Annotated in this window: 22 protein-coding genes and 1 pseudogene; 7 read left to right on the forward strand and 16 right to left on the reverse strand. The window is 70.8% G+C overall.

The genetic code is table 11. The features are described 5' to 3' along the window. Positions 1-174: 174 nt before the first annotated feature. The gene (locus SPRI_RS33615; protein ID WP_234020459.1) at positions 175-1,512 is read left to right on the forward strand and encodes a cytochrome P450; all 1,338 of its coding nucleotides are present in this window, start codon (positions 175-177) and stop codon (positions 1,510-1,512) included. 259 nt (positions 1,513-1,771) lie between these two features. Here SPRI_RS33615 and SPRI_RS33620 read toward each other — a convergent pair whose 3' ends face one another. The 5 genes from SPRI_RS33620 to SPRI_RS33635 form a co-directional block, all read right to left on the reverse strand. After that, the gene (locus tag SPRI_RS33620; RefSeq protein ID WP_005321065.1) at positions 1,772-2,074 is read right to left on the reverse strand and encodes a hypothetical protein; all 303 of its coding nucleotides are present in this window, start codon (positions 2,072-2,074) and stop codon (positions 1,772-1,774) included. Positions 2,075-2,468: 394 nt separating this feature from the next. Further along, positions 2,469-3,035 (reverse strand): GNAT family N-acetyltransferase, encoded by a 567-nt coding sequence (locus tag SPRI_RS33625; RefSeq protein WP_005321066.1) that lies wholly within the window; start codon positions 3,033-3,035, stop codon positions 2,469-2,471. Positions 3,036-3,236: 201 nt separating this feature from the next. Then, positions 3,237-3,797, reverse strand: coding sequence for a GNAT family N-acetyltransferase (locus SPRI_RS33630; protein WP_005321067.1), 561 nt, complete (start codon positions 3,795-3,797; stop codon positions 3,237-3,239). 147 nt (positions 3,798-3,944) lie between these two features. Continuing rightward, positions 3,945-4,094, reverse strand: a complete 150-nt coding sequence (locus SPRI_RS38630) for a hypothetical protein (RefSeq protein ID WP_005321068.1) — start codon at positions 4,092-4,094, stop codon at positions 3,945-3,947. A gap of 405 nt (positions 4,095-4,499) precedes the next feature. Continuing rightward, entirely contained in the window at positions 4,500-5,330 is an 831-nt protein-coding gene (locus SPRI_RS33635) for a helix-turn-helix transcriptional regulator (RefSeq protein ID WP_037775463.1), read from the reverse strand. Positions 5,331-5,444: 114 nt separating this feature from the next. Here SPRI_RS33635 and SPRI_RS33640 point away from each other — a divergent pair, with 114 nt between their 5' ends. After that, positions 5,445-7,004 carry an MFS transporter gene (locus SPRI_RS33640; RefSeq protein WP_005321070.1) on the forward strand — a complete coding sequence of 520 codons (1,560 nt, stop codon included), beginning with the start codon at positions 5,445-5,447 and terminating at the stop codon, positions 7,002-7,004. Positions 7,005-7,436: 432 nt separating this feature from the next. Further along, complete coding sequence (locus SPRI_RS33645; RefSeq protein ID WP_005321071.1) at positions 7,437-8,030, forward strand: TetR/AcrR family transcriptional regulator; 594 nt, start codon at positions 7,437-7,439, stop codon at positions 8,028-8,030. A 178-nt stretch (positions 8,031-8,208) separates the two neighbouring features. Here SPRI_RS33645 and SPRI_RS33650 read toward each other — a convergent pair whose 3' ends face one another. The 3 genes and pseudogenes from SPRI_RS33650 to SPRI_RS33660 form a co-directional block, all read right to left on the reverse strand. Continuing rightward, positions 8,209-9,258, reverse strand: a complete 1,050-nt coding sequence (locus SPRI_RS33650; RefSeq protein ID WP_005321072.1) for an LLM class flavin-dependent oxidoreductase — start codon at positions 9,256-9,258, stop codon at positions 8,209-8,211. 212 nt (positions 9,259-9,470) lie between these two features. Then, positions 9,471-10,717: pseudogene (locus SPRI_RS33655) on the reverse strand (molybdopterin cofactor-binding domain-containing protein); the annotation flags it as partial. Positions 10,718-11,067: 350 nt separating this feature from the next. Next, positions 11,068-11,904: an SMP-30/gluconolactonase/LRE family protein gene (locus tag SPRI_RS33660; protein ID WP_005321075.1), complete on the reverse strand. Its 837-nt coding sequence runs from the start codon at positions 11,902-11,904 to the stop codon at positions 11,068-11,070. A 326-nt stretch (positions 11,905-12,230) separates the two neighbouring features. Between SPRI_RS33660 and SPRI_RS33665 the strand changes: the two genes are divergently transcribed. Continuing rightward, positions 12,231-12,725: a protein-tyrosine phosphatase family protein gene (locus SPRI_RS33665; RefSeq protein WP_037775464.1), complete on the forward strand. Its 495-nt coding sequence runs from the start codon at positions 12,231-12,233 to the stop codon at positions 12,723-12,725. Between the two features lie 108 nt (positions 12,726-12,833). Here the strand turns inward: SPRI_RS33665 and SPRI_RS33670 are convergent, their stop codons facing one another. Further along, the gene (locus SPRI_RS33670) at positions 12,834-13,559 is read right to left on the reverse strand and encodes a MerR family transcriptional regulator (protein ID WP_005321078.1); all 726 of its coding nucleotides are present in this window, start codon (positions 13,557-13,559) and stop codon (positions 12,834-12,836) included. Positions 13,560-13,758: 199 nt separating this feature from the next. On the opposite strand from SPRI_RS33670, the gene SPRI_RS33675 reads away from it, so the two are divergent. Together SPRI_RS33675 and SPRI_RS33680 are read left to right on the forward strand one after the other, a co-directional pair. After that, complete coding sequence (locus SPRI_RS33675) at positions 13,759-13,956, forward strand: hypothetical protein (protein WP_005321079.1); 198 nt, start codon at positions 13,759-13,761, stop codon at positions 13,954-13,956. A gap of 291 nt (positions 13,957-14,247) precedes the next feature. Continuing rightward, positions 14,248-14,661, forward strand: coding sequence for a restriction endonuclease (locus tag SPRI_RS33680; protein ID WP_238996266.1), 414 nt, complete (start codon positions 14,248-14,250; stop codon positions 14,659-14,661). A gap of 296 nt (positions 14,662-14,957) precedes the next feature. On the opposite strand, the gene SPRI_RS33685 is transcribed toward SPRI_RS33680, so the two are convergent. The 7 genes from SPRI_RS33685 to SPRI_RS33715 form a co-directional block, all read right to left on the reverse strand. Beyond that, a complete protein-coding gene (locus SPRI_RS33685; protein ID WP_078535428.1) occupies positions 14,958-16,070 on the reverse strand; it encodes a YihY/virulence factor BrkB family protein in 1,113 nt (370 codons plus the stop codon). Between the two features lie 253 nt (positions 16,071-16,323). After that, positions 16,324-16,590 (reverse strand): DUF4235 domain-containing protein, encoded by a 267-nt coding sequence (locus SPRI_RS33690; protein WP_005321083.1) that lies wholly within the window; start codon positions 16,588-16,590, stop codon positions 16,324-16,326. Next, entirely contained in the window at positions 16,587-16,976 is a 390-nt protein-coding gene (locus SPRI_RS33695; RefSeq protein WP_005321084.1) for a DUF3618 domain-containing protein, read from the reverse strand. The genes SPRI_RS33690 and SPRI_RS33695 overlap by 4 nt, the downstream gene beginning before the upstream one ends. Continuing rightward, positions 16,973-17,380, reverse strand: coding sequence for a phage holin family protein (locus SPRI_RS33700; RefSeq protein ID WP_037775468.1), 408 nt, complete (start codon positions 17,378-17,380; stop codon positions 16,973-16,975). Before SPRI_RS33700 ends, SPRI_RS33695 begins: the two co-directional genes overlap by 4 nt. A gap of 162 nt (positions 17,381-17,542) precedes the next feature. Beyond that, positions 17,543-18,244: a class F sortase gene (locus SPRI_RS33705; protein ID WP_053557628.1), complete on the reverse strand. Its 702-nt coding sequence runs from the start codon at positions 18,242-18,244 to the stop codon at positions 17,543-17,545. 14 nt (positions 18,245-18,258) lie between these two features. Then, positions 18,259-18,777 (reverse strand): hypothetical protein, encoded by a 519-nt coding sequence (locus SPRI_RS33710; RefSeq protein ID WP_005321087.1) that lies wholly within the window; start codon positions 18,775-18,777, stop codon positions 18,259-18,261. A gap of 279 nt (positions 18,778-19,056) precedes the next feature. Further along, positions 19,057-19,425: an ArsR/SmtB family transcription factor gene (locus SPRI_RS33715; RefSeq protein ID WP_005321088.1), complete on the reverse strand. Its 369-nt coding sequence runs from the start codon at positions 19,423-19,425 to the stop codon at positions 19,057-19,059. Positions 19,426-19,543: 118 nt separating this feature from the next. Between SPRI_RS33715 and SPRI_RS33720 the strand changes: the two genes are divergently transcribed. Beyond that, on the forward strand, positions 19,544-21,529 hold the full coding sequence (locus tag SPRI_RS33720; protein WP_078951329.1) for a heavy metal translocating P-type ATPase: 1,986 nt from the start codon (positions 19,544-19,546) through the stop codon (positions 21,527-21,529). Positions 21,530-21,688: the final 159 nt, after the last annotated feature.

Consider the following 21,688-nt stretch of genomic DNA (forward strand, 5'->3'; position numbering starts at 1 on the left):
TTCATCCGCGAACGAAGCCCGCGGGCTCAGTCCGCGGCCAGCACAGACGATCATGAGCGCCCCCGGCCGGCCTTCGTGACGGCGGGGGACCTTCGACCCGGAGGCCTTGTGTCCCGCCACCCGTCCCTGCCCGGCGAGGGCCTCGTGCCACCTCCCGGCTGCCCAGCACACGGTATGAACGATGCCGGGCTCTACCGACTGCCCGAAGCGCAGAACCCGTCCGCGCTGTACGAACAGCTGCGGCAGCAGTACGGTCCCGTTGCTCCGGTCCTGATCCATGGAGATCTCCCCGCCTGGATCGTGCTGGGCTATCGCGAGAACCTCGACGTGATGCGCACCCCCTCCCGGTTCTCCCGCGACTCCCGCCGCTGGACAGCCTTCAAAGAGAACCGGGTCGCGGCGGACTCCCCCCTCATTCCCATGGTGGCCTGGCAGCCGCTGTGCGTTTTCGCCGACGGTGAGGAGCATGCACGCCAGCGCGCCGCGGTCGTCGACGGACTGGCACAGTTCAACCGCCGGGGCATGCGCCGATATGTCACCCACTACACTCGCGAACTCGTCGCCGGCTTCGCCGCATCCGGGACCGCCGACCTCGTGCGTGACTACGCCGAACCCCTGCCGATGCTGGTGGTCAGCCGGCTGCTCGGAATCGACCCGCAGGACGGGCCGGCGCTCGTGGAACCGACTCTGGACCTGATGCGCGGAAGCGCCACCGCTGCCGCGAGCAACCAGATCGTGACGCAGACCCTCGAGGAACTCGTTGCGCGCAAGAAGCTCCACCCGGGCAACGACCTCGCCTCGCGCCTCATTTCGCACGAGTCGCGTCTGACGGACACCGAGATCGTCGAACATCTCCGCCTGGTTCTCGTGGCCGCGCACCAGGGCACCGTGAACCTGATCGCCCACACCCTGCGGCTGGTGCTGACCGACCGACGCTTCCGCGGTCACCTCTCCGGCGGGCAGATGACGCTTCCCGACGCTCTCGAGCAGGTCATGTGGGACAACCCCAGCATCGGCATCGTGCCGGGCAGGTGGGCCACCCGCGACACCATGCTCGGCGGCCAGCACATCAAGGAGGGCGACATGCTCCTCCTGTGTATCAGCGCCGCCAACGTGGACCCCGAACAGCGCCCCGACCTCAGCGTCCCGATGCGTGGCAACAGGTCGCACCTCGCGCTCAGCAGCGGACCACACGAGTGCCCTGGAGGTGACATCGGGCGCGCTATCGCGGACACCGGCATCGACGAGCTCGTGGCGCTGCTTCCCGACCTGAGGCTGGCGGTTCCGGAGACGGAGATCGGCATCACGGCCAACTGGTTGACGAGCCGGCCTTCCTCCCTTCCTGTGCGCTTCTCGCGCCCGCGTTCCCTCGGCGGCACGGAAGTCACCGCGCCCGAACCCGCTACCGGGGCCCAACCGCTGCCTGTGGCCGCATCGGCACCACCGGCGGTGCCGGCACACACGCCGTCGATCCCGAAGCAGTCGTGGTGGCGTTCCCTGCTGGGACGTTGAGGGACCTGTTGCCGGAAGCCCGCCCGTTGCGGTCCGGACCCCGGACGGGGAAGACCTGATTCGGGGCAATGGATAGGCACAGGTAGGGGCCAGTCCCGACACAACACGATGAACAACACCGTGGCGCTGGGGCAACGTGGACCAAGCTCGACCTCGCTGACGAGTTCGGTGTCGCACGGCCGGGGCGAGGGACCCGGAACGGCCGGGGACGGTGTTTCCGTGGTGGCGGAGACACCGTCCCCGGACGTGGGGGGATCTATCAGAAGACGGACGTGGAGCTCGGCATGCAGGTCATGCCGGAGCTCGGGTTGTTCGAGCCCAGGCCCAGGGCGCCGACCAGGCCCGGAGTGCCGTCGACCTCCTGGACGGTGCACGCGGAGCTGGTGATGCCGTTCTGGTCCGACGCGGCCGGCGCGATGGCGACGGCCGAGCTCGAGGAACCGCCGCCCTCGGAACCGCCGCCGCCCCAGTTGTTGAAGGGCACGACGGTGGAGAGCACGGCACGCTCGGGCAGCATCTCGCCGGCCAGAACGTCGAGCTCCTCGAAGCTGATCTGCGACATGGAAGTTCTACCTTTCTGTTTCCTGCTTCCCGGCCCGCTTCCCCGAGTGGGCCGGTGTGTCCATCACGGTGTGGACACACGGATAACAGCGGCCCCCTGTCATCGGATACGCACCGTCACGCTTTCTGGCACTCTTCCCCGCAAAGTGGCGAAACGATTTGTCAGCACCCCCCGCCGCCGTGATAACGGAACGGCAACGACGTGAACTTGCGAAAACAGCAGGTCAGCGTCCCTGCTCCCGGTGGTGGGGCCCCGCGGCGACACACACGCGAAATCAGACGGGCATTCGCCCCTGGGGAGAGGGTCACTCACAGCCCGTCACGAGGCGACCGGGCACGCCCTCCCGTCCTGGCGGCATGAGCAGCCTCACCCGTCAGCAGAAGCCGAGTGGCCATCAGGCATCTCTGTGCCGCGTGTGCAGATGGCCGTCGAGAGGGAAGGCGGGCGGCGTTGCGGGCAGGACCCTGTCGAAGGCGTACCCGCTCTTGTGCGCCACGCGGCACGAGGCCGAGTTGTCCACCTGATGCAGAAGATCCAGGCGCTTCAGCCCGCCGGCCCCGAAGGTGTTGAAGGCCCAGGTGGTGAGGACAGCCAGAGCGCGGGGCGCCACACTCCGCCCGCGAGCGTGCGCCGCGGTCCAATAGCCCACCTCGGCCGCCGGTTTGCCGGGTGTCACTTCCTTGAGGACCAGGTTGGCGACCAGTTGCCCGTGGGCTGCATCGGGTTGTTCTTCCAGGACCGCGAAGCTGAACCGGTTGCCTGCCGCCCATCCCCGACGCTGGACCCGCACCCACCGGACCGCGTCAGCCTCGCTCTCCACGGCGGAGCTCGTCCAGCGGCGCAGTACGGGATCCCTGTACGCCGAGACGAGCGCGGAAACGTCGTCCACGCGCCAGGGGCGAAGAACGAGAGAGGGGGCGCACGGCGTCGCGCCCGCACGCAGTACGACGGTGTCGCTCAGCGGTCGATCGGATTCTGCGTCGTGCCGTTCCGACGCGGCCGATACCCGGCCCACTACCGCTGCATGCGAATCGCTGTCCATGCCCCCACCTTGGCGTCTCCTCCCAGGGGAGACTCAAGCCCATTCTCCCTGTGACGGTGCCCATGCGCCTCCGGCGGACGGCAAGGTCGGCGGCTCACGTCGGCGGCTGACGTCGGCGGTTCAGGTCGCCGGCTCACCGGACGGCGTGACCGGGGACCACAGGCCGAACCACTGCTCCGCGCCGTACTCCTCGAACCGCTCCACCTCGATGAACCCCAGCTTCGCCGCGAGGCGCATCGCGCGGTCGTTGGCGGTCCGGGTGCAGAGCACCACCGGCTCGCCGGGAAGCGCGTCGGCGAACCAGTCGAGTGCCGCCGTGCACGCCTCTGCGGCGTACCCGTGTCCCCACGCCTGCGGCAGGAGCATGTAGCCGAGCTCGGTCTCCCCGGCATCCGGACGGATGTGCCCCGGACGCTCTGCGTCGCGCCGATCGAGTGTGATCATGCCGATCATCGTTCCGTCGAGGTCGATCACGAACAGGCCCTGGCGTCGCCCAGGCACCTCGGGTACCGCGCGTTCGAGCTCGTCACGCGCTCGAGAGCCTCCGATGTAGGTGCCTACCTCCGGCGAGGCGAACAGCTCGATGAACGCCGCACGGTCCCGGGCCTCGGACTCTCGGAGCACGAGCCGTTCGGTCCTTGTCGGGACAGGGGGCCAGGCGACGGGTCCCGGTTCGGTCATGGCGGGCAAGCTATCGCACGCCCGCGAGAGTGATCCGCATCGGAGGGCACCAGATGGGGGAGCCAGGGCACCGAAGTCCCGGGGCTATTACGGCAGTTGGCGTCGTCCTCCCGGATGGCCGCCCACCCGAAGTCACGCGAGCACCGGTCACCGGGTCTTCCTGCGGTCGTACGCCATGGTCGACAGCGGCACCACCAGGCCGGCCCAGAAGAGGAGTTCGGGCACGCTCCGGCCGGTCCACGGGATCTGGGAGATCAGCAGTGCGCAGAGCGTCGTCCACGCCGCCTGCCCCAGCACGATCCGGGCCCAGCGGCCGCGACGTACGAGGGAACGGATGTTGAGCTCCGCCCACCACTTGCCGGAGGTCGAAGAACGCGCGGCCTGTGGTCAAGGCCCCGTAACCCAGCGCGGACACCAGGGAGCAAGTAACTCACCGACAGTTCCGCGGGCTTGACCCTTGCGGCGGGTGGCGGGGTCTCGCTCGGCTACGGCGAGTACGGTACTTCTACGTCCCTCTGGGGCCCATGCGGCTCGGCTGCACGGCGCTCGTGGAGATCAAGTACTGGTGGCCGTCGGGCTCACCTCGGCGCTACCCCTACCACCGGAACCCGGGCTCTCAGCGGTCTGCACTTCTACGGCCTGCGGCCTGCGGTCTACGGCCTGCGGTCTGCGGCCTGCGGCCTGCGGCCTGCGGTCTACGGTCTAAGGGATCAGCGTCCGCAGGGCGTCGGCGGAGCCGCGGTCGTTCGGGGTGTAGAACTCCAGGCGGTGGTCGGGGCTGTCGGGTTGGAGCCAGACCTGGTAGGTGACGCTGAGAGCGCCGGCGGTCGGGTGCTGGATGTGCATGGCGGCGGTGGTGCAGTCTCGGACGTCGCCCGTTGCCCACAGTCCGGCGAACGTGTCGCTGCCCATCATGATCTCGCCGAGCAGAGCGGCAAGCCGCGCGTCGGTGGGGTAGCGGCCCGCGGTGAGCCTCAGGTAGCCGACGTGGATCTCGGCCAGCTCGGACCAGTTGCGGTAGAAGTCGCGCGCGAGCGGGTCCAGGAAGAACGCCCGCGGGACGGACGGTCGCCGGTCGGGGTCCTGCGGGGTGTCGAACGCCATGCCGTCGCCCATCAGGGCGTGCCCGGCGCGGTTCCAGTCCAGGATGTCCCCGCGACGGCCGAGGAGGACCGCGGGCGTGGCCTGGTCCAGGGCGGCAAGGAGGGCGAGGACGCGCTCGTGCGGCGTCTCGGCCGGGGGCTCGCTCAGGCCGGAACGGCCCGACTGCCGGGCGAGATTGTGCAGGTGGGCGCTCTCCACCTCGTCCAGCCGCAGCACGCGCGCCAGCGCGTCCAGCACCTGCTCTGAGGCGGACTCGGCCAGCCCCTGCTCCAGGCGCGTGTAGTAGCCGGCGCTGACCCCGGCGAGCTGAGCCAGCTCCTCGCGCCGGAGCCCGGGGACACGGCGCGAGGTGCCGTACGTGCGCAGCCCGATCTCGGCGGGTGTGATCCGGTCCCGACGGTTCTTCAGAAACGCTCCCAGGCTCTCCATGTCCTCGACGGTAGGTCGTGGATCCCGCCGGTGGTTCCGCTGAGGGTGTACCTGCCGGGTGTACCCACAGGGGTGGGATGGCTGGGGGGCGCGCCGGCGCCGAGCGTGATGGCCATGACGACGAAGAAGACGCACAAGCAGCGAGAGCGCACGCATGCGGCATCCGCCGGACGGTCGGATGTCCGCTCCTGGCTCGGCCTGCTGGTGGTTCTCGGTCCGGTCCTCCTGGTCTCCATGGACGGGTCGATCCTCTTCCTGGCGATGCCGCGGGTATCCCAGGCCCTCACCCCGACCGCCGACCAGGCACTGTGGATCCTGGACGGCTACGGCTTCGCCGTCGGCTCCCTGCTGATCGCGTTCGGCAACATCGGCGACCGGTACGGACGGCTGCGGCTGCTGACCGTCGGCGCGGCCACCTTCGGGCTGGCCTCCACCGCGGCGGCGTTCGCCTCGACACCGGAACTGCTGATCGTGTGCCGGGTACTGATGGGTGTCGCCGGTGCCACCCTGCTGCCCTCGGCGCTTGCCGTGCTGAGCGAGTTGTTCCCCGAGCCGCGTCGCCGGGCACGGGCCATCGGGATCTTCGCGGCCGCGTTCGCCGCCGGGTTCGCGGTCGGTCCGGTCGTCGGTGGGCTGCTGCTGGAGCGGTTCTGGTGGGGCTCGGTGTTCCTGGTGAACCTGCCGGTCATCGCCCTGTTCCTGGCCTTCGCGCCGGTGCTGCTCGGCGAGGTCCGCGCCGCTCTCCCCGGACGCGTCGACGCGCTCAGCGTCCTTACCTCGGCGGCCGGGCTGCTGTTCACCATCTACGGCCTGAAGCATCTGGCTGCCGACGGGATCGCCGTCCTGCCGGTCGGCGCGATGGCCGGCGGTGCTGCCCTGCTGATCTGGTTCGCGGCCCGACAGCGCCGGCTCGTCCACCCGCTGATCGATTTTTCGCTCTTCCGGGACCGTGTCTTCACCATCGCGATCATCACCGGGCTGCTGCCGCTGGCCGCCTGGTCGGCAGCCGCCTACCTGGCCGGGATCTACCTGCAGTCCGTCCTCGACCTGGACGTCCTGCACGCCGCGCTGCTGGCTCTGCCCGGAGCAGCGGTCCTCACCGTCACCTCCGTCGTCGTCCCGGGGATCGTCGACCGCGTCGGCAAGCGGGCCGTGCTGGTCACCGGGCACTTCGCCATCGCCGCCGGCCTGCTGGCGCTGCTCGCCACCACCGCCACCGGCGGCATCGGCTGGTACATCGCCTCCACCGCCGTCGCCGGGATCGGCTACGGCATCTCCTTCGCGGTGGTCGCCGACACCGCGGTCGGCGCGGTCCCCGCGGAGCGGGCCGGAGCGGCCGGCGCCATCGCCGAGACCAGCAACGAGATGGGCAACGCCCTGGGTATCGCGCTCCTCGGATCGCTGGCCGCGCTCGTCTTCCGCCTGCAGGGCCCCGACCTGGCTCCCACCCTCGACGAAACCCTCCAGCTCCCGGGCCTCGGCGCGGCGGTGGCCGCGGAGGCCAAGGCGGCCTTCGTGACCGGCCTGCACATCGTCGCGATCACCACGAGCGCGCTGCACGCGGCCCTCGGCGCGGTGGCCCTGCGCCGGCTCCCGAAGGGGGAGTCGGGCGGCACGCCCGAGGCCTCGGCCGATCCCGTGCCCACCTCGGACCACCTGGAGACCAAGGCCTGACGACGTCCGTCCCGGTCCCATACATTTCCCGCGCTCGGCCGCCGACACCGTGACCAGTCCGGCCACGTGCCGCACGCCGCGAACGTGAGAACGGAGCCGAGCGCGGACTCGTCCCCCGCGCCGGTGAGCCGACGGCTTCCCGCGGCCCGCGCGGGCCAAGGCAGGGGTGCCGACAACCATGCCGGTGCGCGGCGGCCGGCTCCGCTCCGCTGACGTGTGCCCGGGCCCGCGACACCCCCCGTGTTGAGCGCGGCGCGGACCCGGGATCGGTGTCCAGTCTGTCGGCCCGGCCATAAAATTGGAAGCTATTTCTAGAAAAGCATTCCAGAAGATCGAGGAGCCCCGCTGCCGGGTCCGGGCGACCACCGGTTAACCTGCGCGGAAGCCGCGGCGGAGCACTCGCCCGGCAAGGACGGACAAGGACGGCGGATCATGAGCCCGAAGCAGCAGCGCGGCGAGGTGACCGCTGATCTGCTTCTTCAGGCCGCGCTGCGGGTGTTCGTGGAGCAGGGCGAGCAGAAGGTGACCGTCAACGCGGTCTGCCAGGCCAGCGGGGTGAGCCTCGGCAGCCTCTACCACCACTTCGGCAGCATCGACGGCCTGTTCGTGGCGCTCGGCCACCGCTGGCTGGGCCGCATGCTCGAGGAGTTGACCGGCTCCCTCGTGGGCGCCCGTGACGCCCGCTCCGGCATCGAGGCCGTGGTGGCGGCGTATCTGCGGTTCACCCAGGAGCACCGGGACGCGGCCCTGTTCCTGCACTCGTCCTACGCCGAGCGTTACGGCTGGGCGCAGGGTCGCGCGATCCGCGACGCCCAGGAGGCCCGACTGTCCCCGGTCGCCGCGTGGCTCGACCCGCTGGTTGCCGCCGGGGAGATCGCGCCGCTGCCCCAGCCGCTCGTCGAGTCGCTGATCCTCGGCCCGGTCGTCGCCGTCGCCCGACGCTGGCTCGCGGGCTACGGCGACGTCGATCTCGACGAGGCGGCGAGGGTCCTCCCGGACCGTATCTGGCAGGCCCTGCGCCCCTAGCCACGCGTACGGAACGGGCACAACCGGCGCCGCGCGGCCGGGTGTGCCTGGTCCCGTACCGGCCATGTGCGTCGCGACGCCCGGCGCCGGTCAGTCCTTTCGGGAGAGGCCCGCCGCGGTGACCCTGACGACGGCATGGCGCAGGAGCACGCGGGTCGCTCCGTCCGAGCAGGTCGGGTCAGGTGAACGCGGGCATGAGGTGCTCGTGGATGAGGCGTAGTTGGGTGTCGACGTCGGCCACGCCGTCGAGTTCACGGCCCGTGAAGGTGCGCACCATTCGGCTGTCGGTGACGGCGCAGATGATGTGGTTGACCCCGCTGGGGGCGATCTGGGTGCGGATCTTCTCCGCACACTCGGCCGGTGTGCCCGCGACGGACAGCCGCTCGGCGACCTCCGGTGTGGTGAGCTCGATGCCCCTGGCCAGGTCGCCTGCGCCGATCGCCTCGATCACGGGCTTCAGCTCGGCGGGATCGACGCCGTTGCGCAGGAGTTGTTTCTCAGGCATGGAGGAGGCGTAGATGCCGACCATGCTGCGAGCCGCCTCCTTCGCTCGCTCTGAGTCGTGCCCGGTGGCGAACACCACCCAGGCGCCGATATCGAGGGAGCGCCAGTCCTTGCCCGCGCGTTCTGCTCCCGCTCTGATGTGGCTGACGGCGTACTCGTAGGCCTCGGCCGTGTAACTGAGCGCGTGGTGGCATCCGTCGGAGAGTTCGCCGGCGGCCTCGAAGGACTTGGGGCCCCGCATGGCGCCCAGCTTGAGAGGCACGCGCTCCTGGACCGGGCGGGCGAAGGTGAACAGGCTCTCGTAGGTGTAGAACTCGCCCTGATGGGTGATGACGCCCTCGTCCAGCAGGGTCCGCACGACATGCAGTGCTTCTTTGACGCGGGACAGGGGGCGGGTGCGGGTCCAGTCGATGCCGTACTGGGCGAGGAGGCCGAAGTTGCCGCTGGACAGCACTGCTTCGGCCCGGCCGCCGGAGAGTTCGTCGAGCGTTGCCAGCGCCTGCGCGATCAGTGTGGGCTCCCGCAGGGTGACCGGTGAAACGCTCGGTCCGAGGCGGATGGTGCTGGTCTGTCCGGCAGCCACGGCGAACAGCAGCCACAGGTCCTTGTGCCAGGTCTCGTCGGCGGCGTAACAGGCGTGGAAGCCCAGTTCGTCGGCGAGCCTGATGGACGCCAACGACTCCTGTAACGGGTAGTCGGGTAACAGCGCGTAGCTGAACTTCATGTGCGGGCCCTCCTCGGTCCCGGCCGTACGGCCGGTGATCAGCGATCGGGTCACTCGGCAAACAAGTCTGGCAGCTGACGGGTGCTTGTCCATATCGCAACCGGCACGGCGGTGATCCTCGTGCACACGACGTGAGGTGAAGGGCTGGGGACCGGTGGGCCAGGTGCCGACGTCGCGAAGACCCCGGGCGGAAGAGCGCCGGGGCCTTCGCGTTGGCTCTGACCAGAGTCGTCCGCGCGATGCCACATGAGCTTCACGGGCTTGCCGATCTTCTGGGACACCTCGACCGCCTCCAGCGCGGTTTGCCGGCGATCGCTTCCTTCGCGACGATCGGCGCCTTGAGGCTCGACCAGATCTCGGCACGGTCCGGACGCACGTCGGCTATCGCGCAGCTCGGTTCCAGCGCGCTGTTGCTGCGGAAGTGGAAAGTGAACGTCTCCTCCACGCTCGGAGTCAGCGGCGGCAGACCGAGCGGCAGTTCGGCTGCCTTCAGCTCCTTCAGCACGGATGCGTCGGACTTGCCGTGGGCGCGCCCGGGTTTCCATGACACCCGCAGGGCACGTACGGCGTCGATGCACTGGCCGAAGGTGGCCGCGCGCACCGCCATCCCGGTCGATATCACGGCGACGTCGGTGACGCCGGGCATGGAGCTGACCTCTTGCAGGTTGGACACCGCTTTGACCTTGCCGTTGATCGTCGGTGGACGGCACACCATCGTGGGGAGGGCGTCCGGGATGTTGAGGTCGAGCGTGAGCTTCTTGCGTCCGGTGACCGCTGCGAGGGCGTCGGTGCGGCTGTGCGGCTTTCCGATGAAGGTGAACATGTCGCGCGGCTTGAGGCCGACGGTCACCTGCTCGGTTCGTACGCCGGCGGCCTTGCTGGACAGTGCCCCGATGTCGGCGCTCCGGTTCCCGGGACCGGTGACCGTTCCCGCCTTCAGGGTCAACTCGGTGACAGAGGTGCCCCATTCGGCCGCTGCCGCACGGAGCAGCCGGTTGCGGGCGATGGCGGCGGCGACCCGGACGGGGGTGTAGGTCGAGAATGTCGTGTTCGATCCGCCGGTGAGCTGATTGAACAGCAGCTCCGGTCGCGCGTCGGCCAGCGTGACGTGCACCCGTGCGAGGGGTACGTCGAGTTCCTCGGCGATCAGCATGGCCGTCGACGTGGTGATGCCCTGCCCCACCTCGGCGCGGGGCAACGCGAAGGACACGGTGCCGTCCGTGTTCACCTCGACCGTGATCAGGCCGGACGTCGGCGCGGCCGCAGCCGTCATCACCTCGTTGAGATCGATCAGTTCGGTGATCTCCGGTGACGGGACGTCCGCCTGTGCCTCGGGCGGAGCGACGAGTCGGGCCGCGGTCAGCAAGGTCGGAGCGGCCAGTACGTATCCGAGGAACCGGCGCCTGGCCAACGGCTGCGGAACGGATTCCTGTTGCGACGAGCTATCAGTGCCTGTCACCGGCGGCCTCCGCACGTTCCGCCGGCGGCTGTGCACGGCCGGCGGCCTGAGCGAGGCGCGACCGTGTCCCAATGTTGTTGCGCAATGTCGTCATCGTCCCAACTCGGTTTGGTGGTGGGGGCTCACACACCCGCTTCGGCTGGTGCGGTCGGCGGTGGCGAGCACGGGGAATCCTGAGCGGTACCGCGTGGTGCGCGGTGATCACGTACCCCGCGCTCCAGTGGTGTCAATCGCGCTCAGGAGGGGCGGTTGGTAGCGGGTATCTCGAGGATGTCCCACCCTCCGGAGAGGAGGAGTGCCCCTGGAGTCGGCTCTCGCAGGGCGCCGGACGGGGCAGGTCCATCGACGTCTTACGGCCAACCAGCTGCCGGTACGGCGACCTCCGTGCTGAGGACCTGGCCGGTGCCCGCAGGGACCGGTTCCGGTCCGTCACCCCATTCGGCCGCGACCACGAACAGCGTCGTGCCGTCGGGGCCGCCGAGCGTACAGGCGAAGCCGCCCCGGTCCAGCTCGACGGTCTGCAGCGCCCGGCCGCCCTCCGCGACCCGTACGCACCGCTTGCCGGGCACGTCGGCGTACCAGACGGCGCCCGCGGCATCGAGGCAGATCCCGTCCGGTGTGCCGTCACCGAGGTCGGCCCACACGCGTCGGCCGGAAAGCCCGCCGTCGGCGGCGATGTCGAAGGCCGCGAGGCTGTGGCCGTAGGACTCGGCTACGACGAGCGTCGAGTTGTCGGCGGTCACCGCCATGCCGTTGGGGAAGGCGAGGCCGTCGGCCACCTGCCGGACCGCCCCGTCCGGAGTGACCAGGGCGACGGAGCCCGGCACGTACGGCGCGCCGGCCATCATGTCGAAATCGATGCTGTTGACGTACGCGTTGCCGCGGCCGTCCACGACGATGTCGTTCCAGCCCGGCCGTCTGCCCAGTTCGGCGTGCGTGACCAGCGACCCGTCCGGTTCGCGGCGCAGCAGGAGCCCGTCGGACGACGAGACGATCAGCAGCCGCCCGTCCGGAAGGAAGGCCGTGCACAGCGGCAGCGACTTCACGCGGGCGATCGTCTCGCTCCGGCCGGCGAGGTCCACGGCGATGACCTCACCTGCTGACCAGTCGGAGAAGTACAGTCGGTCACGCTGCCATCGTGGCGACTCCACGAGGCCGTGTCCGGTGAGCAGTGTTCGCAGAGCCACTCTTGCCTCCGTTGCCTCCGTCGTCGGCCGCGTGCCGGTTCCGACCGGCGGCCGACGGAAAACTCATCGCCCGGGCCGGCCGACGGACGAACGGTACCGAGGGCACGGTGTGCTGCTGCCACGAACCGCCGCCGGTGCCGCCCGAGTGCCCTGCGTGTCTCCTCGCGTGCGCCCCCTCGGACCTTTCTGCCGGTAGCGGTGCCGCCCCCGTGCCTGGCCCGTGCGTGGGCGTCCCACGCGCCCCTTCGCACCTCCCGCAGGGGCCCCCGACACGGGAGGCCCGCTGCTCACGATCCAACCGTCCTACGAACGAAAGTGCTGCTGATATGCGACCTCGCCTCTTCACCGTCGATCTGCCCGGCCCGGGACGGCTGAGCACCATGGCCAGGCCCCGGGGCGGGGACTGGCTCGAGGACGGGATGGGCGCCTTGCGCGCCGCCGGTGTCGACGTACTCGTGTGCGGACTCACGCGGGCCGAACTCGACGAACTCGGTCTCGCCCTGGAGGCCGGGGCGGCCGCGGACGCGGGGTTGCGGTTCGTCGCCGTTCCGGTACCCGACCGCGCCGTCCCCGACCTCGCCACTGTTCTGCCCACGCTGCGGAACCTCGCGGAGAGTCTTCGCGAGGGGGCACACGTCGTCACCCACTGCCGTTTCGGCATAGGACGCGCCTCCCTCCTCGCCGCGGCGCTCCTCGTCCTCAACGGCTTCGATCACGACGCCGTGTGGAACGGCCTCGAGAGGGCCAGGGGACTCGCCGTCCCCGACACCCCCGAGCAGCGTGAATGGACGATGCAGCTCCGTGCGTACGCCCGAACGTGACGCGCGGACCCGGGCCTCACGGGCCGGGTCGGCGCCGCGTCCCCGCACGCGCGTCGGCGGGCCGACGGCGGGTGAGCAACGGACGACAGCGCGGCCTGTTCCGCCGCGTCAGGCGGTGTGGCCGAGGTAGCGCAGGTAGGCGTGCAGGGCCGCTGAGGCCCTGAGCCGGTGGAGGCTGCGGCGGTGGAGATCCCGCTGTCTGGCGGTCAGTTCGCTCAGCACGCGGTCCGGGCTCCCGGTCGCCCGCAGTTCGCCCAGTACCGCGTGGATGGTCGCGAGCGGGTAGTGCCCTCGGCGCAACAGTGCGACGACCTGCGCGACGTGAAGCTCCGAGCGGGAGTACACGCGGTACCCCGTGCCCGGTTCCCGGTCCGGCCGCAGGAGACCGTGGGCCTCCCAGAGCCGGAGCACGGGTGGCCGGACCCCCACGGCGCGGGCGACCTTGCCGATGCGCATGCCGCGCGGGGGAGTGGCCGCGACGTCCGCCGGGACCGCAGGGTTCGCGAGGACGGTGCCCAATGCATCGTGCACCGCTGCCAGTTCGGTGCGTTCCCGGTCCAGTTGTGCGTGGCCGGCGTCGAGAGCGGCCAGCGCGGTTTCCAGATCGCCGGCGTGGACGGCTCGCATGACGGTGCGGGTGGTCGCCCAGCCGTGGCCGACGGCTGCTTCTCGAGCCGTCGCGAGGGCTTCGGCGTGCGCGGTGGTGAAGACGCGGTACCCACTGGCGGTGCGTTCGACCGGTGGGAGAACCCCCGTGTCCACGTAGTTGCGGACCTGCTGGACCGAGATCCCGGCCGTCCGCGCAAGGTCGGCGACTCGTATCCGGTTCCCCACGTCACCACCCCTCGCTGTCGTGTGCCCGACCGCTCACCTTGGCGTCTCACCTCTGGTTGAGACTTCTCCGGCTTATCGAGAGGCAAGCCAGTGGTGACGATCCTCAAAGTCTCACATTGCACTTGAATGAAACAATTGATACCGCAGGCCCGGCCCGGTGTGGGCGGGCCGAACCGTTCAGTGAGGGGAGACAAGGAACGTGAAGTTCGTTCTGGAAGTCGACGTGGACGCCGACCGGTCGGCGGAGGACACAGCGGGCGAGTTGGGCCGCATCCTCCGCTACTGGGGCGGGAACCTGAAGCACTACGCGCTGAAGCCGGGCGACGGTTCGGCCGTCTACGACTCGCAGTACCAAGAAGTCGGCCGATGGAGCATCGTCGAGTCCGGCGGCTCCTGATCGGGCCTGTTCCGCCGGTGATGAGTGCCGGTCCGTCTTCCTGACGCCCAGATGCTTCGACCACGGATAGAGCGAGACGTGGTTGGGGAGCTGTACCTGGGTGACTTCGACGGAGGGGGCCGGAGCATGGGAACGGGCGCGGTGGTGCTGATGGCGTTGGCCGTCCTGGGCGTGGGGAGCGCGGCCGCGATCCTGGTGCGTGCCGGACGTCGGGAGGCCGAGGCTGAGAAGGTCCGGCTTGCGGAACAGGCGCGGGTTCAGGCAGTTCGGTCGATGGAGGCAGTCTGGGGGATGGGGGACCGCGAGTTCGAGGAGTACGTCGCGGACCTGTGCCGCCGCGACGGCTGCACCGAAGTCCGCCGGGTGGGCGGTGCCAACGACTTGGGCGCCGACGTCATGGGCCGGCTGCCGGACGGCCGGAAGATCGTGGTGCAGTGCAAGCGTTACGCGAAGCACCGGACCGTCGGCAGCCCGGACCTCCGGAAGTTCAACGGGACCGCCCGCAGTGAACACGGAGCGGACGTCCCGCTCTTCGTCGCCTCGTGCAAGTTCACCAAGCAGGCCAGGGCCTTCGCGGCCCGCCACGACCTGGTCGTCGTCGACGTCGATCTCCTCGGCTTCTGGAACAGCGGCACGGCCCTGACCGCGCTCCTCGACCTGGACATCGGTCGGTCGGGGACCAACCGGAGGATGGCCCCCGGCTGAGGCCCGTCTCTCTTCCGTCAGCCCGGAGTCCTCCGGACGTGGCCATGGCGGCGGCTCATGAACCTGATGCCGAGGATCGTGCCGCTTCCCAGCACCCGGTCATCCGCGTCCCCCTGGTGGGCGAACCGGTCCCTGTGCGGCAGTTGCTGACCGTAGTTCGACGAGGGAGCAGCGGCCGCCCCCTCGTCAAGGCCAAAGGGAAGCGCTGCGCGGCACGTCCTCGACGCACTCCGTCGGGGGCGTGTCGCGCAGCACTTGGTGCCGGGTGGCGGCGAGGGAGGGGCCGAAGGCCGCGGTCAGCCCATGCGCCGTCGGTCCTCGTCGGTCCACTTGCGGGTGTCGCGGGGCTCGACGTAAGGCTCCTCGCCCTTCGGGTAGCCTCCGGCGACCGCGCGTTCACGGACGAGTTCCGCGTCGAACTCGAGGCCCAGGAGGATGGCCAGGTTGGTGATCCACAGCCAGACGAGGAAGATGATGATGCCGGCGAGGGTTCCGTAAGTCTTGTTGTAGGAACCGAAGTTCGCCACGTAGAAGGCGAAGCCGGCCGACGCGACGAGCCAGATCAACACGGCGATGAAGCTGCCGGGGGTGATCCATTTGAAGCCGCGGACCTTGGCGTTGGGCGTGGCCCAGTACAACAGCGCGACCATGACGGAGACCAGCACGACGAGCACGGGCCACTTGGCGTACGTCCAGACCGTCATGGCGGTGTCACCGACGCCGAGCGCTGTGCCGAGCTGCTGAGCGATGCCGCCGGAGAGGATGACGATGAGGGCGCTCACACACGCCATGATCATCAGGGCGAGGGTCACACCGAGGCGGACGGGCAGCACCTTCCACGCCGGCCTGCCCTCCGGCACGTCGTAGACGGCGTTCGAGGAGCGGATGAACGCGGCCACATAGCCGGACGCGGACCACAGCGCGCCCAGCAGGCCGATGATCGCGAGGATCGAGCCGGTGCTCGAACTGCCCTGAAGCTGGGTGACGGCGTTGGTGATGACGTCCCGGGCCGGTCCCGGGGCGAGTTGCTGGATGTTCTCGAGCACCTTCTGCGTCGTGCTCTGCCCCATGATGCCGAGCAGTGAGACGAGCACCAGCAGGGCCGGGAACAGCGCCAGAATGCCGTAGTACGTCAGAGCGGCGGCGCGGTCGGTGAGCTCGTCGTCCTTGAACTCCTTCAGCGTGCCGCGCAGTACCTGGCCGAATGACTTCTTGAGTACCGTGGTCGGCTTGTCCGGAGCGTTGCGCTCCACATCTGGCCCGGGGCCGGGCTTCTGATCCGCTTCCCGCCCGGGACCGGGCTTCTGATCGGCGCCGACAGCGGGCTGCGGTCCCGTGTCCGTGGCGCGGTCGTCCTCGTGACGGGAGGCGTCTTCGTGGCGATGCCGCAGATTCGCAAAACGGGTCATATTGCCCGTGTATCCGCATTCGCGGAAGGCAATCAAAAGAATGCACGAGCAGTCGAACACCCTCGATCCGGCGGCATCTTCGCTTCGTACGGGCCGTGGGCGCGCCCGTGCTCCGCCTTGATCTCCGTCTCGGCGGCAGTGCCCGGCCGGCGACGAATTCTCCTGGAAACGTGGCGGGGGCACCGTCACGGCCCGGGCACCGGCGTACGCGGTGCCCGGGCCGATGTCCGGAACAGACTCCGGCCTCGGCGTGTCAGCCGGGCCAGGTACCGGTGAGGCGTTTCGTGGCGACGGCGCCGCTGCGGTCGACGGCAGCCTTGACGAGAGCGAAGATCGCGCCTTGCAGGGTCGCGGCGAGCAGCACCTCCCGCCAGCTGCGGTCCTCGTCGGTGGCGTCCGGCGCGTCCTCGTCGTGGCCCAGCTTCTTCCACACCTGGCCGAACACCGCCCCCGCCACGGCGCCGCTCGTGGCACCGATCGCCAGACCGACGGGTTTGTAGAGGATCTTCGAGAGCTTCATCGACACCTCCTGTGCCTGACCACCATCAGAAGGACCAGGGCCGCGGCGACTCCCGCTCCCGCTCCGGCGAGCAGCTTCGTGTTGCTGCCGTGTGCCGCGTGGGCGGCCTGATGCTGCCGGTGCGGGTGAGGGGCCTTGTCGCGGATGGTGTCACCCATCGCGGCCGCCGTGGCGGTGACCTGCTCCTTGGCGTGGGTGGCCTTGAGGCTCACCTGGTCCTTCAGACCCGCTGCGGTCTCCTTGGCCCGGCTCTTGACGTCGGCCTTGGCCGCGAGCGCCTCCACCGTCTCCCCGAGTTCGTCCCGGGTGTGCTGGATCTGCGTGCGCAGTTCATCGGTCGAGAGGCTCCCCGGATCCCTGCTGCTGCCTTGCGGGGAAGTGTTCATCGGTGTGCCCTTTCCTTGATCTCGCGCACGTCGCGCTGCACGCTGCTGATCGTCTCCTGGGGCTTGGGCGGTCCGGCCCGCCGAATACTCTTCTTGCCGGCCGCGCCGAGAATCGCGGCGATCAGGAACAGCACCCCGGTGACGATCAGTGCCGCCGCCCACCACGGCAGGACGAGGGCGAGCGCGATGATCGCGGTGGCGACCAGCGCCTGCAGGGCAAGGACCGCGACCAGGCCGGCGCCACCGAACAGGCCGCCGCCCATGCCGAACCGTTTGCCCTTCTCGCTCATCTCGGCCCGGGCCAGCTGCATCTCTTCCCGCACCAGCTGGGATATCTGCTGCGAGGCACGGCTGACCAGTTCACCCACCGGCTCGTCCGTGGCCGTGCGATGGAAATTGCTCATCGAGTCCACCTCCTGACGGGTCCACGCGCTCCGGTTACCCGAGAAGACGCCGGGCACACAACGGGCAGGAGCCCCGCCCGGTGAAAGGCCGTCGCGGCGGAGCCTGATCAGCGCGGCGTCACCGACCGCGACGGTCCGGCACGGCCCGCGCCGTACAGCGGGTCAGCGAACGGCCACCAGTCGGCCGAAGACGACCACGTTCCCCTCGTAACCGCGGTCCCGGGAGTACGTTCCGCCGCAGGTGATCAGCCGGATCTCCGCCTCCGCCGTGTCCGCGTACACCTGCTCGGCAGGAAAGTCCCGCAGGTCGAACACTTCGACCGCGTACACCGCGAACACCGCCGTGCGCCTGTCGTCGCGCAGCACCTCCACCCGCGTACCCCGCGTGAGCGACCCGAGCGGGTAGAAAACGGCGGGTCCTGCCGCGTCGTCGACATGGCCGACGACGACCGAGGTGCCGCGCTCCCCGGGCGTCGCGGCGCCGGAGTACCAGCCGGCCACATCCGCCCGTGCCGCCGACGGCACGCTCACCCAGCCGTTCCTGTCGAGCCCGACGGGCGTCAGAGGTGCCTCGATGCCCGCCTCTGGTACGGAGACACGACGCGGCGTCGAGCGCGGCAGCGGGTCCGGGGCGGGCGGCAGCGCCGTCGAGCCGTTCCGCGCCGTGGACGCGGCGGACACGGCCGACTCGGGGGCTGTGCGGGACTCGGCCGGCCCGGGGGACGCGGCCGAGGCGCCGGCCGCGGACGGCTGGGGCGGACCGCCGTACGGCCCTCCGGTGCCGTTGCCCACCAGGAACACGCCGAACAGCAGGACACACAGAAGCGTGCACCAGGGACCGCGCTTCGAGGGCGGCGGGGACATGGGCTCCGTTCCCCTCAGACGCCCTCGCCCGAACGGCGCCGCAGCAGGAACACGCCCCCGCCGACCGCGCACGCGACAAGAGTCCAGCCGGCGACCGACCTTGCGGGACCGGGTTCGGTGAAGCTGCCGCCGGTACCGGCGTGGGCCCCGCCGTCCGGCTTCACGGTTCCGGGCCGGTGGGTCCCGCCGGAGCCACCCGCGATGGTGAGCGGGGCGTGTCCCTTCTCGCCCTTGCAGTCGAAGGTGACGTCGTACTCGGCGCCCGGCTTGGCGTTCTCGTCGACCTTTGCCGTGGCGGGCCGCCCGTCGTGGACGGTGACGGTCTCGAAGACCCCGGACGAGACGGTCACCTTCTTCGCCGGGCACTCGGTGGCGGTGAGGGTGACCGTGCCGCCCGGTTCGACCGTCGAGGGGGAGACGGAGAAGGCGAACGAAGTGATGCCGCCGCCCTCCTCCGCGTGGGCCGCCGCGGCCGGGGCGAGGAGCGCGACGGCACCGGCGAGGGACAGGAACGCGAGCGGTATGGCACGCATGGTCGGTTCTCCGGGTTCCCGAGGGCAGTCGCGCGGGGGATCCGCGGATGTCGGGACGTGCACCTCGACGGGAACGACGCTAGGAGCGGCCCCTTGGCCCTGCCACTTCAAGGGGGCCGAAGGCGGACCGGGTTCCCGGCCGTGGACGAGCGCCGGACCCGGCGCCGGGCAGGGTGGTCGGACGCGGCGCGGACGTGGCCTTGGGGCAGGGTGCCGGACGGGCGCGGCCTGGCGCCGGGCAGGGTGCCGGGCGCGTCGGTGCCGAGCGGGCTGCGCCGCCTACTCGGTGTCGGCCGGCTCCGGCACGTCGCGGGTGCCCAGACGGAGGTGCTCGATGTGGTAGACGGCCTCGTCGAGCAGCTGGGCGACGTGGTTGTCGTAGAGGCTGTACTCGATCCGCCGGCCCTGACGGGTGCCGGAGACCAGGCTGAGCGCCCGCAGCAGCCGCAGTTGGTGGGAGACGGCGGACTGCTCCATCTCGACCGCCTCCGCCAGCTCGGTCACTCCGCACGGCCCCTGGCGCAGCCGCGTGAGGATCATGAGGCGGGACGGTGTCGCGAGGGCCTGGAGGGTGGCGGCGATGGTCGCCGCGGAGTCCGCGTCCAGATGCGCGGCCGGGGTGGTCCCGCCGCTGACTCCGTGTCCCATGGTGCACATCGTAGCCGCGCGACAAAGCAACGGATGAAGACCTCTTCATGTGTTCCGCTATGGTGGTCGGGTTCCGTCCACACCCCGTGCCGGAACCCGAAGAAGAGGTGTGCTCCCGATGGTTCCTCCGACGTCACCGACGTCCCCGACCGCCACGCCGGTGCGCGACGCCACCACCGCACGGCCGGCCGTGACGCCCGGGGCCGCACCGGGCAGACGACGCACCCGGATGCTCGCGCTCCCCGAGGTCCGCTGGGCCGCCCTGTCCGCCGTCGCGTTCCTGTGCGCCCTGCCCCTCGACCTCGGTGGCGCCCCGGCCTGGGCGTGGGGCCCGCTCTACGCCCTCTGCTACGCGGCCGGCGGCTGGGAGCCCGGCCTGGAAGGACTACGCGCCCTGCGCGAGAAGACCCTCGACGTGGACCTGCTCATGGTCGTGGCAGCCGTCGGCGCCGCCGCCATCGGGCAGTTCCTCGACGGCGGGTTGCTGATCGTCATCTTCGCCGTGTCGGGCGCGCTGGAGGCCCTCGCGACCCGCCGCACCGCCGACTCGGTCAGCGGTCTCCTCGACCTCGCCCCGGCGCAGGCCCTGCGCCTGACGGACGGCGCCGAGGAGGTCGTGCCCGTGTCCGACCTGCGGGTGGGGGACACCGTCCTGGTGCGGCCCGGAGAGCGCTTGCCCGCGGACGGGACCGTGCTCGAGGGCGCGAGCGAGGTCGACCAGGCGACCATCACGGGCGAGCCGCTCCCCGTCGACCGCTTCCCCGGCCACACCGTCTTCGCCGGCACCCTCAACGGCACCGGCTCGCTGCGCGTGCGCGTCGACGCGGACGCGGCCGGGTCCGTGATCGCGCGGATCGTGGCGATGGTCGAGGAGGCCAGCGCCACCAAGGCGCCCACCCAGCTGTTCATCGAGAAGATCGAACAGCGGTACTCCACCGGGGTCGTGGCCGCCACCGTCGCGCTGCTGGCCGTGCCGCTCGCCTTCGGAGCCGACTTCACCAGCACGTTGCTGCGGGCCATGACGTTCATGATCGTCGCATCGCCGTGCGCCGTCGTACTGGCCACCATGCCGCCGCTGCTGTCCGCGATCGCCAACGCCGGACGCCACGGCGTCCTCGTCAAGTCCGCCGTGGCCATGGAGTCCCTGGCCTCCGTCACCCGCGTGGCGCTCGACAAGACCGGCACCCTCACCGAAGGCGCGCCCCGCCTCGCGGAAGTACGGCTGCTGCCCGACGGCGGCCTCGACGAGGACACGGTGCTCACGCTCGCTGCCGCGGCCGAACACCACAGCGAGCACCCGCTCGGCCGTGCCGTGGTCGCGGCGGCACGCGAACGCGGTCTGCGGCTGCCGGAGGCGCGGCAGTTCGAGTCGGCTCCCGGGCGAGGCGTTTCCGCGCGCGTCTCCGGCCGCGCGCTACGCGTCGGCAGCCCCGCCGCACTGCTCACCGGCGAAAGCGCGGAGGTCACGGCGCTGGAGGCCGACGGCCGCACGGCCGTCGTGGTGGAGGTGGACGGCAGGCCCGTCGCCGTGCTGGCCGTCGAGGACCGGCTCAGGCACGGCGCCCCGGAGGCCGTCGCGGCCCTCGCCCGGCTCACCGGCGCGGGACCGACTCTGCTCACGGGCGACAACCCGCAGGCGGCCGCCCGGGTGGCGGGCGAGGTCGGCATCACGGACGTCCGGGCCGCGCTGCTGCCGCAGGACAAGGTCGCGGCGGTACAGGAGTGGGAACGGGCGGGCTACAGGGTGCTCGTCGTCGGCGACGGCGTCAACGACGCGCCCGCGCTGGCCGCCGCGACCGCCGGTGTCGCGATGGGCAGGGCGGGCTCCGACCTGGCCCTGGAGAGCGCGGACGCCGTGGTGGTGCGCGACGAGGCGGCCGCGGTGCCCGCCGTCGTGGCGCTGTCGCGGCGTGCCCGCCGGCTGGTCGTGCAGAACCTGGTGATCGCATCCGTGTGCATCGGCGTGCTGGTGGTCTGGGACCTGGCCTGGCACCTGCCGCTGCCGCTCGGAGTGGCCGGCCACGAGGGCTCCACCGTGCTCGTGGGCCTCAACGGCCTGCGGCTCCTGCGCGAGTCGGCGTGGCGTCGGGCGGCGCAGGCCTGACCCGGGGTGGGCGGAGTGGGTGAGCGCGTGCGCGGGTGAGCGCTCTCCCGCGTGCCGGGCCCTGGCGCCGGAGACGTTCCGGCCCCGCGAGGTGGGGCGGGCGTCCGGGCCGGCTGCCGGGCCCGGCGATAGGCCCGGCGTCCGGGCCCGGCGGTAGGC

Source organism: Streptomyces pristinaespiralis, assembly GCF_001278075.1.
Taxonomy (GTDB): Bacteria; Actinomycetota; Actinomycetes; order Streptomycetales; family Streptomycetaceae; genus Streptomyces; species Streptomyces pristinaespiralis.

Excerpts from the sequence above, each read along its gene's own strand:
- SPRI_RS33615 (WP_234020459.1), top strand. The coding sequence starts at position 175 with ATGAACGATGCCGGGCTCTACCGACTGCCCGAAGCGCAGAACCCGTCC.
- SPRI_RS33620 (WP_005321065.1), bottom strand. The coding sequence starts at position 2,074 with ATGTCGCAGATCAGCTTCGAGGAGCTCGACGTTCTGGCCGGCGAGATG.
- SPRI_RS33630 (WP_005321067.1), bottom strand. The coding sequence starts at position 3,797 with ATGACCGAACCGGGACCCGTCGCCTGGCCCCCTGTCCCGACAAGGACC.
- SPRI_RS33635 (WP_037775463.1), bottom strand. The coding sequence starts at position 5,330 with ATGGAGAGCCTGGGAGCGTTTCTGAAGAACCGTCGGGACCGGATCACA.
- SPRI_RS33640 (WP_005321070.1), top strand. The coding sequence starts at position 5,445 with ATGACGACGAAGAAGACGCACAAGCAGCGAGAGCGCACGCATGCGGCA.
- SPRI_RS33645 (WP_005321071.1), top strand. The coding sequence starts at position 7,437 with ATGAGCCCGAAGCAGCAGCGCGGCGAGGTGACCGCTGATCTGCTTCTT.
- SPRI_RS33650 (WP_005321072.1), bottom strand. The coding sequence starts at position 9,258 with ATGAAGTTCAGCTACGCGCTGTTACCCGACTACCCGTTACAGGAGTCG.
- SPRI_RS33665 (WP_037775464.1), top strand. The coding sequence starts at position 12,231 with ATGCGACCTCGCCTCTTCACCGTCGATCTGCCCGGCCCGGGACGGCTG.
- SPRI_RS33680 (WP_238996266.1), top strand. The coding sequence starts at position 14,248 with ATGGGGGACCGCGAGTTCGAGGAGTACGTCGCGGACCTGTGCCGCCGC.
- SPRI_RS33685 (WP_078535428.1), bottom strand. The coding sequence starts at position 16,070 with ATGACCCGTTTTGCGAATCTGCGGCATCGCCACGAAGACGCCTCCCGT.
- SPRI_RS33690 (WP_005321083.1), bottom strand. The coding sequence starts at position 16,590 with ATGAAGCTCTCGAAGATCCTCTACAAACCCGTCGGTCTGGCGATCGGT.
- SPRI_RS33695 (WP_005321084.1), bottom strand. The coding sequence starts at position 16,976 with ATGAACACTTCCCCGCAAGGCAGCAGCAGGGATCCGGGGAGCCTCTCG.
- SPRI_RS33700 (WP_037775468.1), bottom strand. The coding sequence starts at position 17,380 with ATGAGCAATTTCCATCGCACGGCCACGGACGAGCCGGTGGGTGAACTG.
- SPRI_RS33705 (WP_053557628.1), bottom strand. The coding sequence starts at position 18,244 with ATGTCCCCGCCGCCCTCGAAGCGCGGTCCCTGGTGCACGCTTCTGTGT.
- SPRI_RS33710 (WP_005321087.1), bottom strand. The coding sequence starts at position 18,777 with ATGCGTGCCATACCGCTCGCGTTCCTGTCCCTCGCCGGTGCCGTCGCG.
- SPRI_RS33715 (WP_005321088.1), bottom strand. The coding sequence starts at position 19,425 with ATGGGACACGGAGTCAGCGGCGGGACCACCCCGGCCGCGCATCTGGAC.
- SPRI_RS33720 (WP_078951329.1), top strand. The coding sequence starts at position 19,544 with ATGGTTCCTCCGACGTCACCGACGTCCCCGACCGCCACGCCGGTGCGC.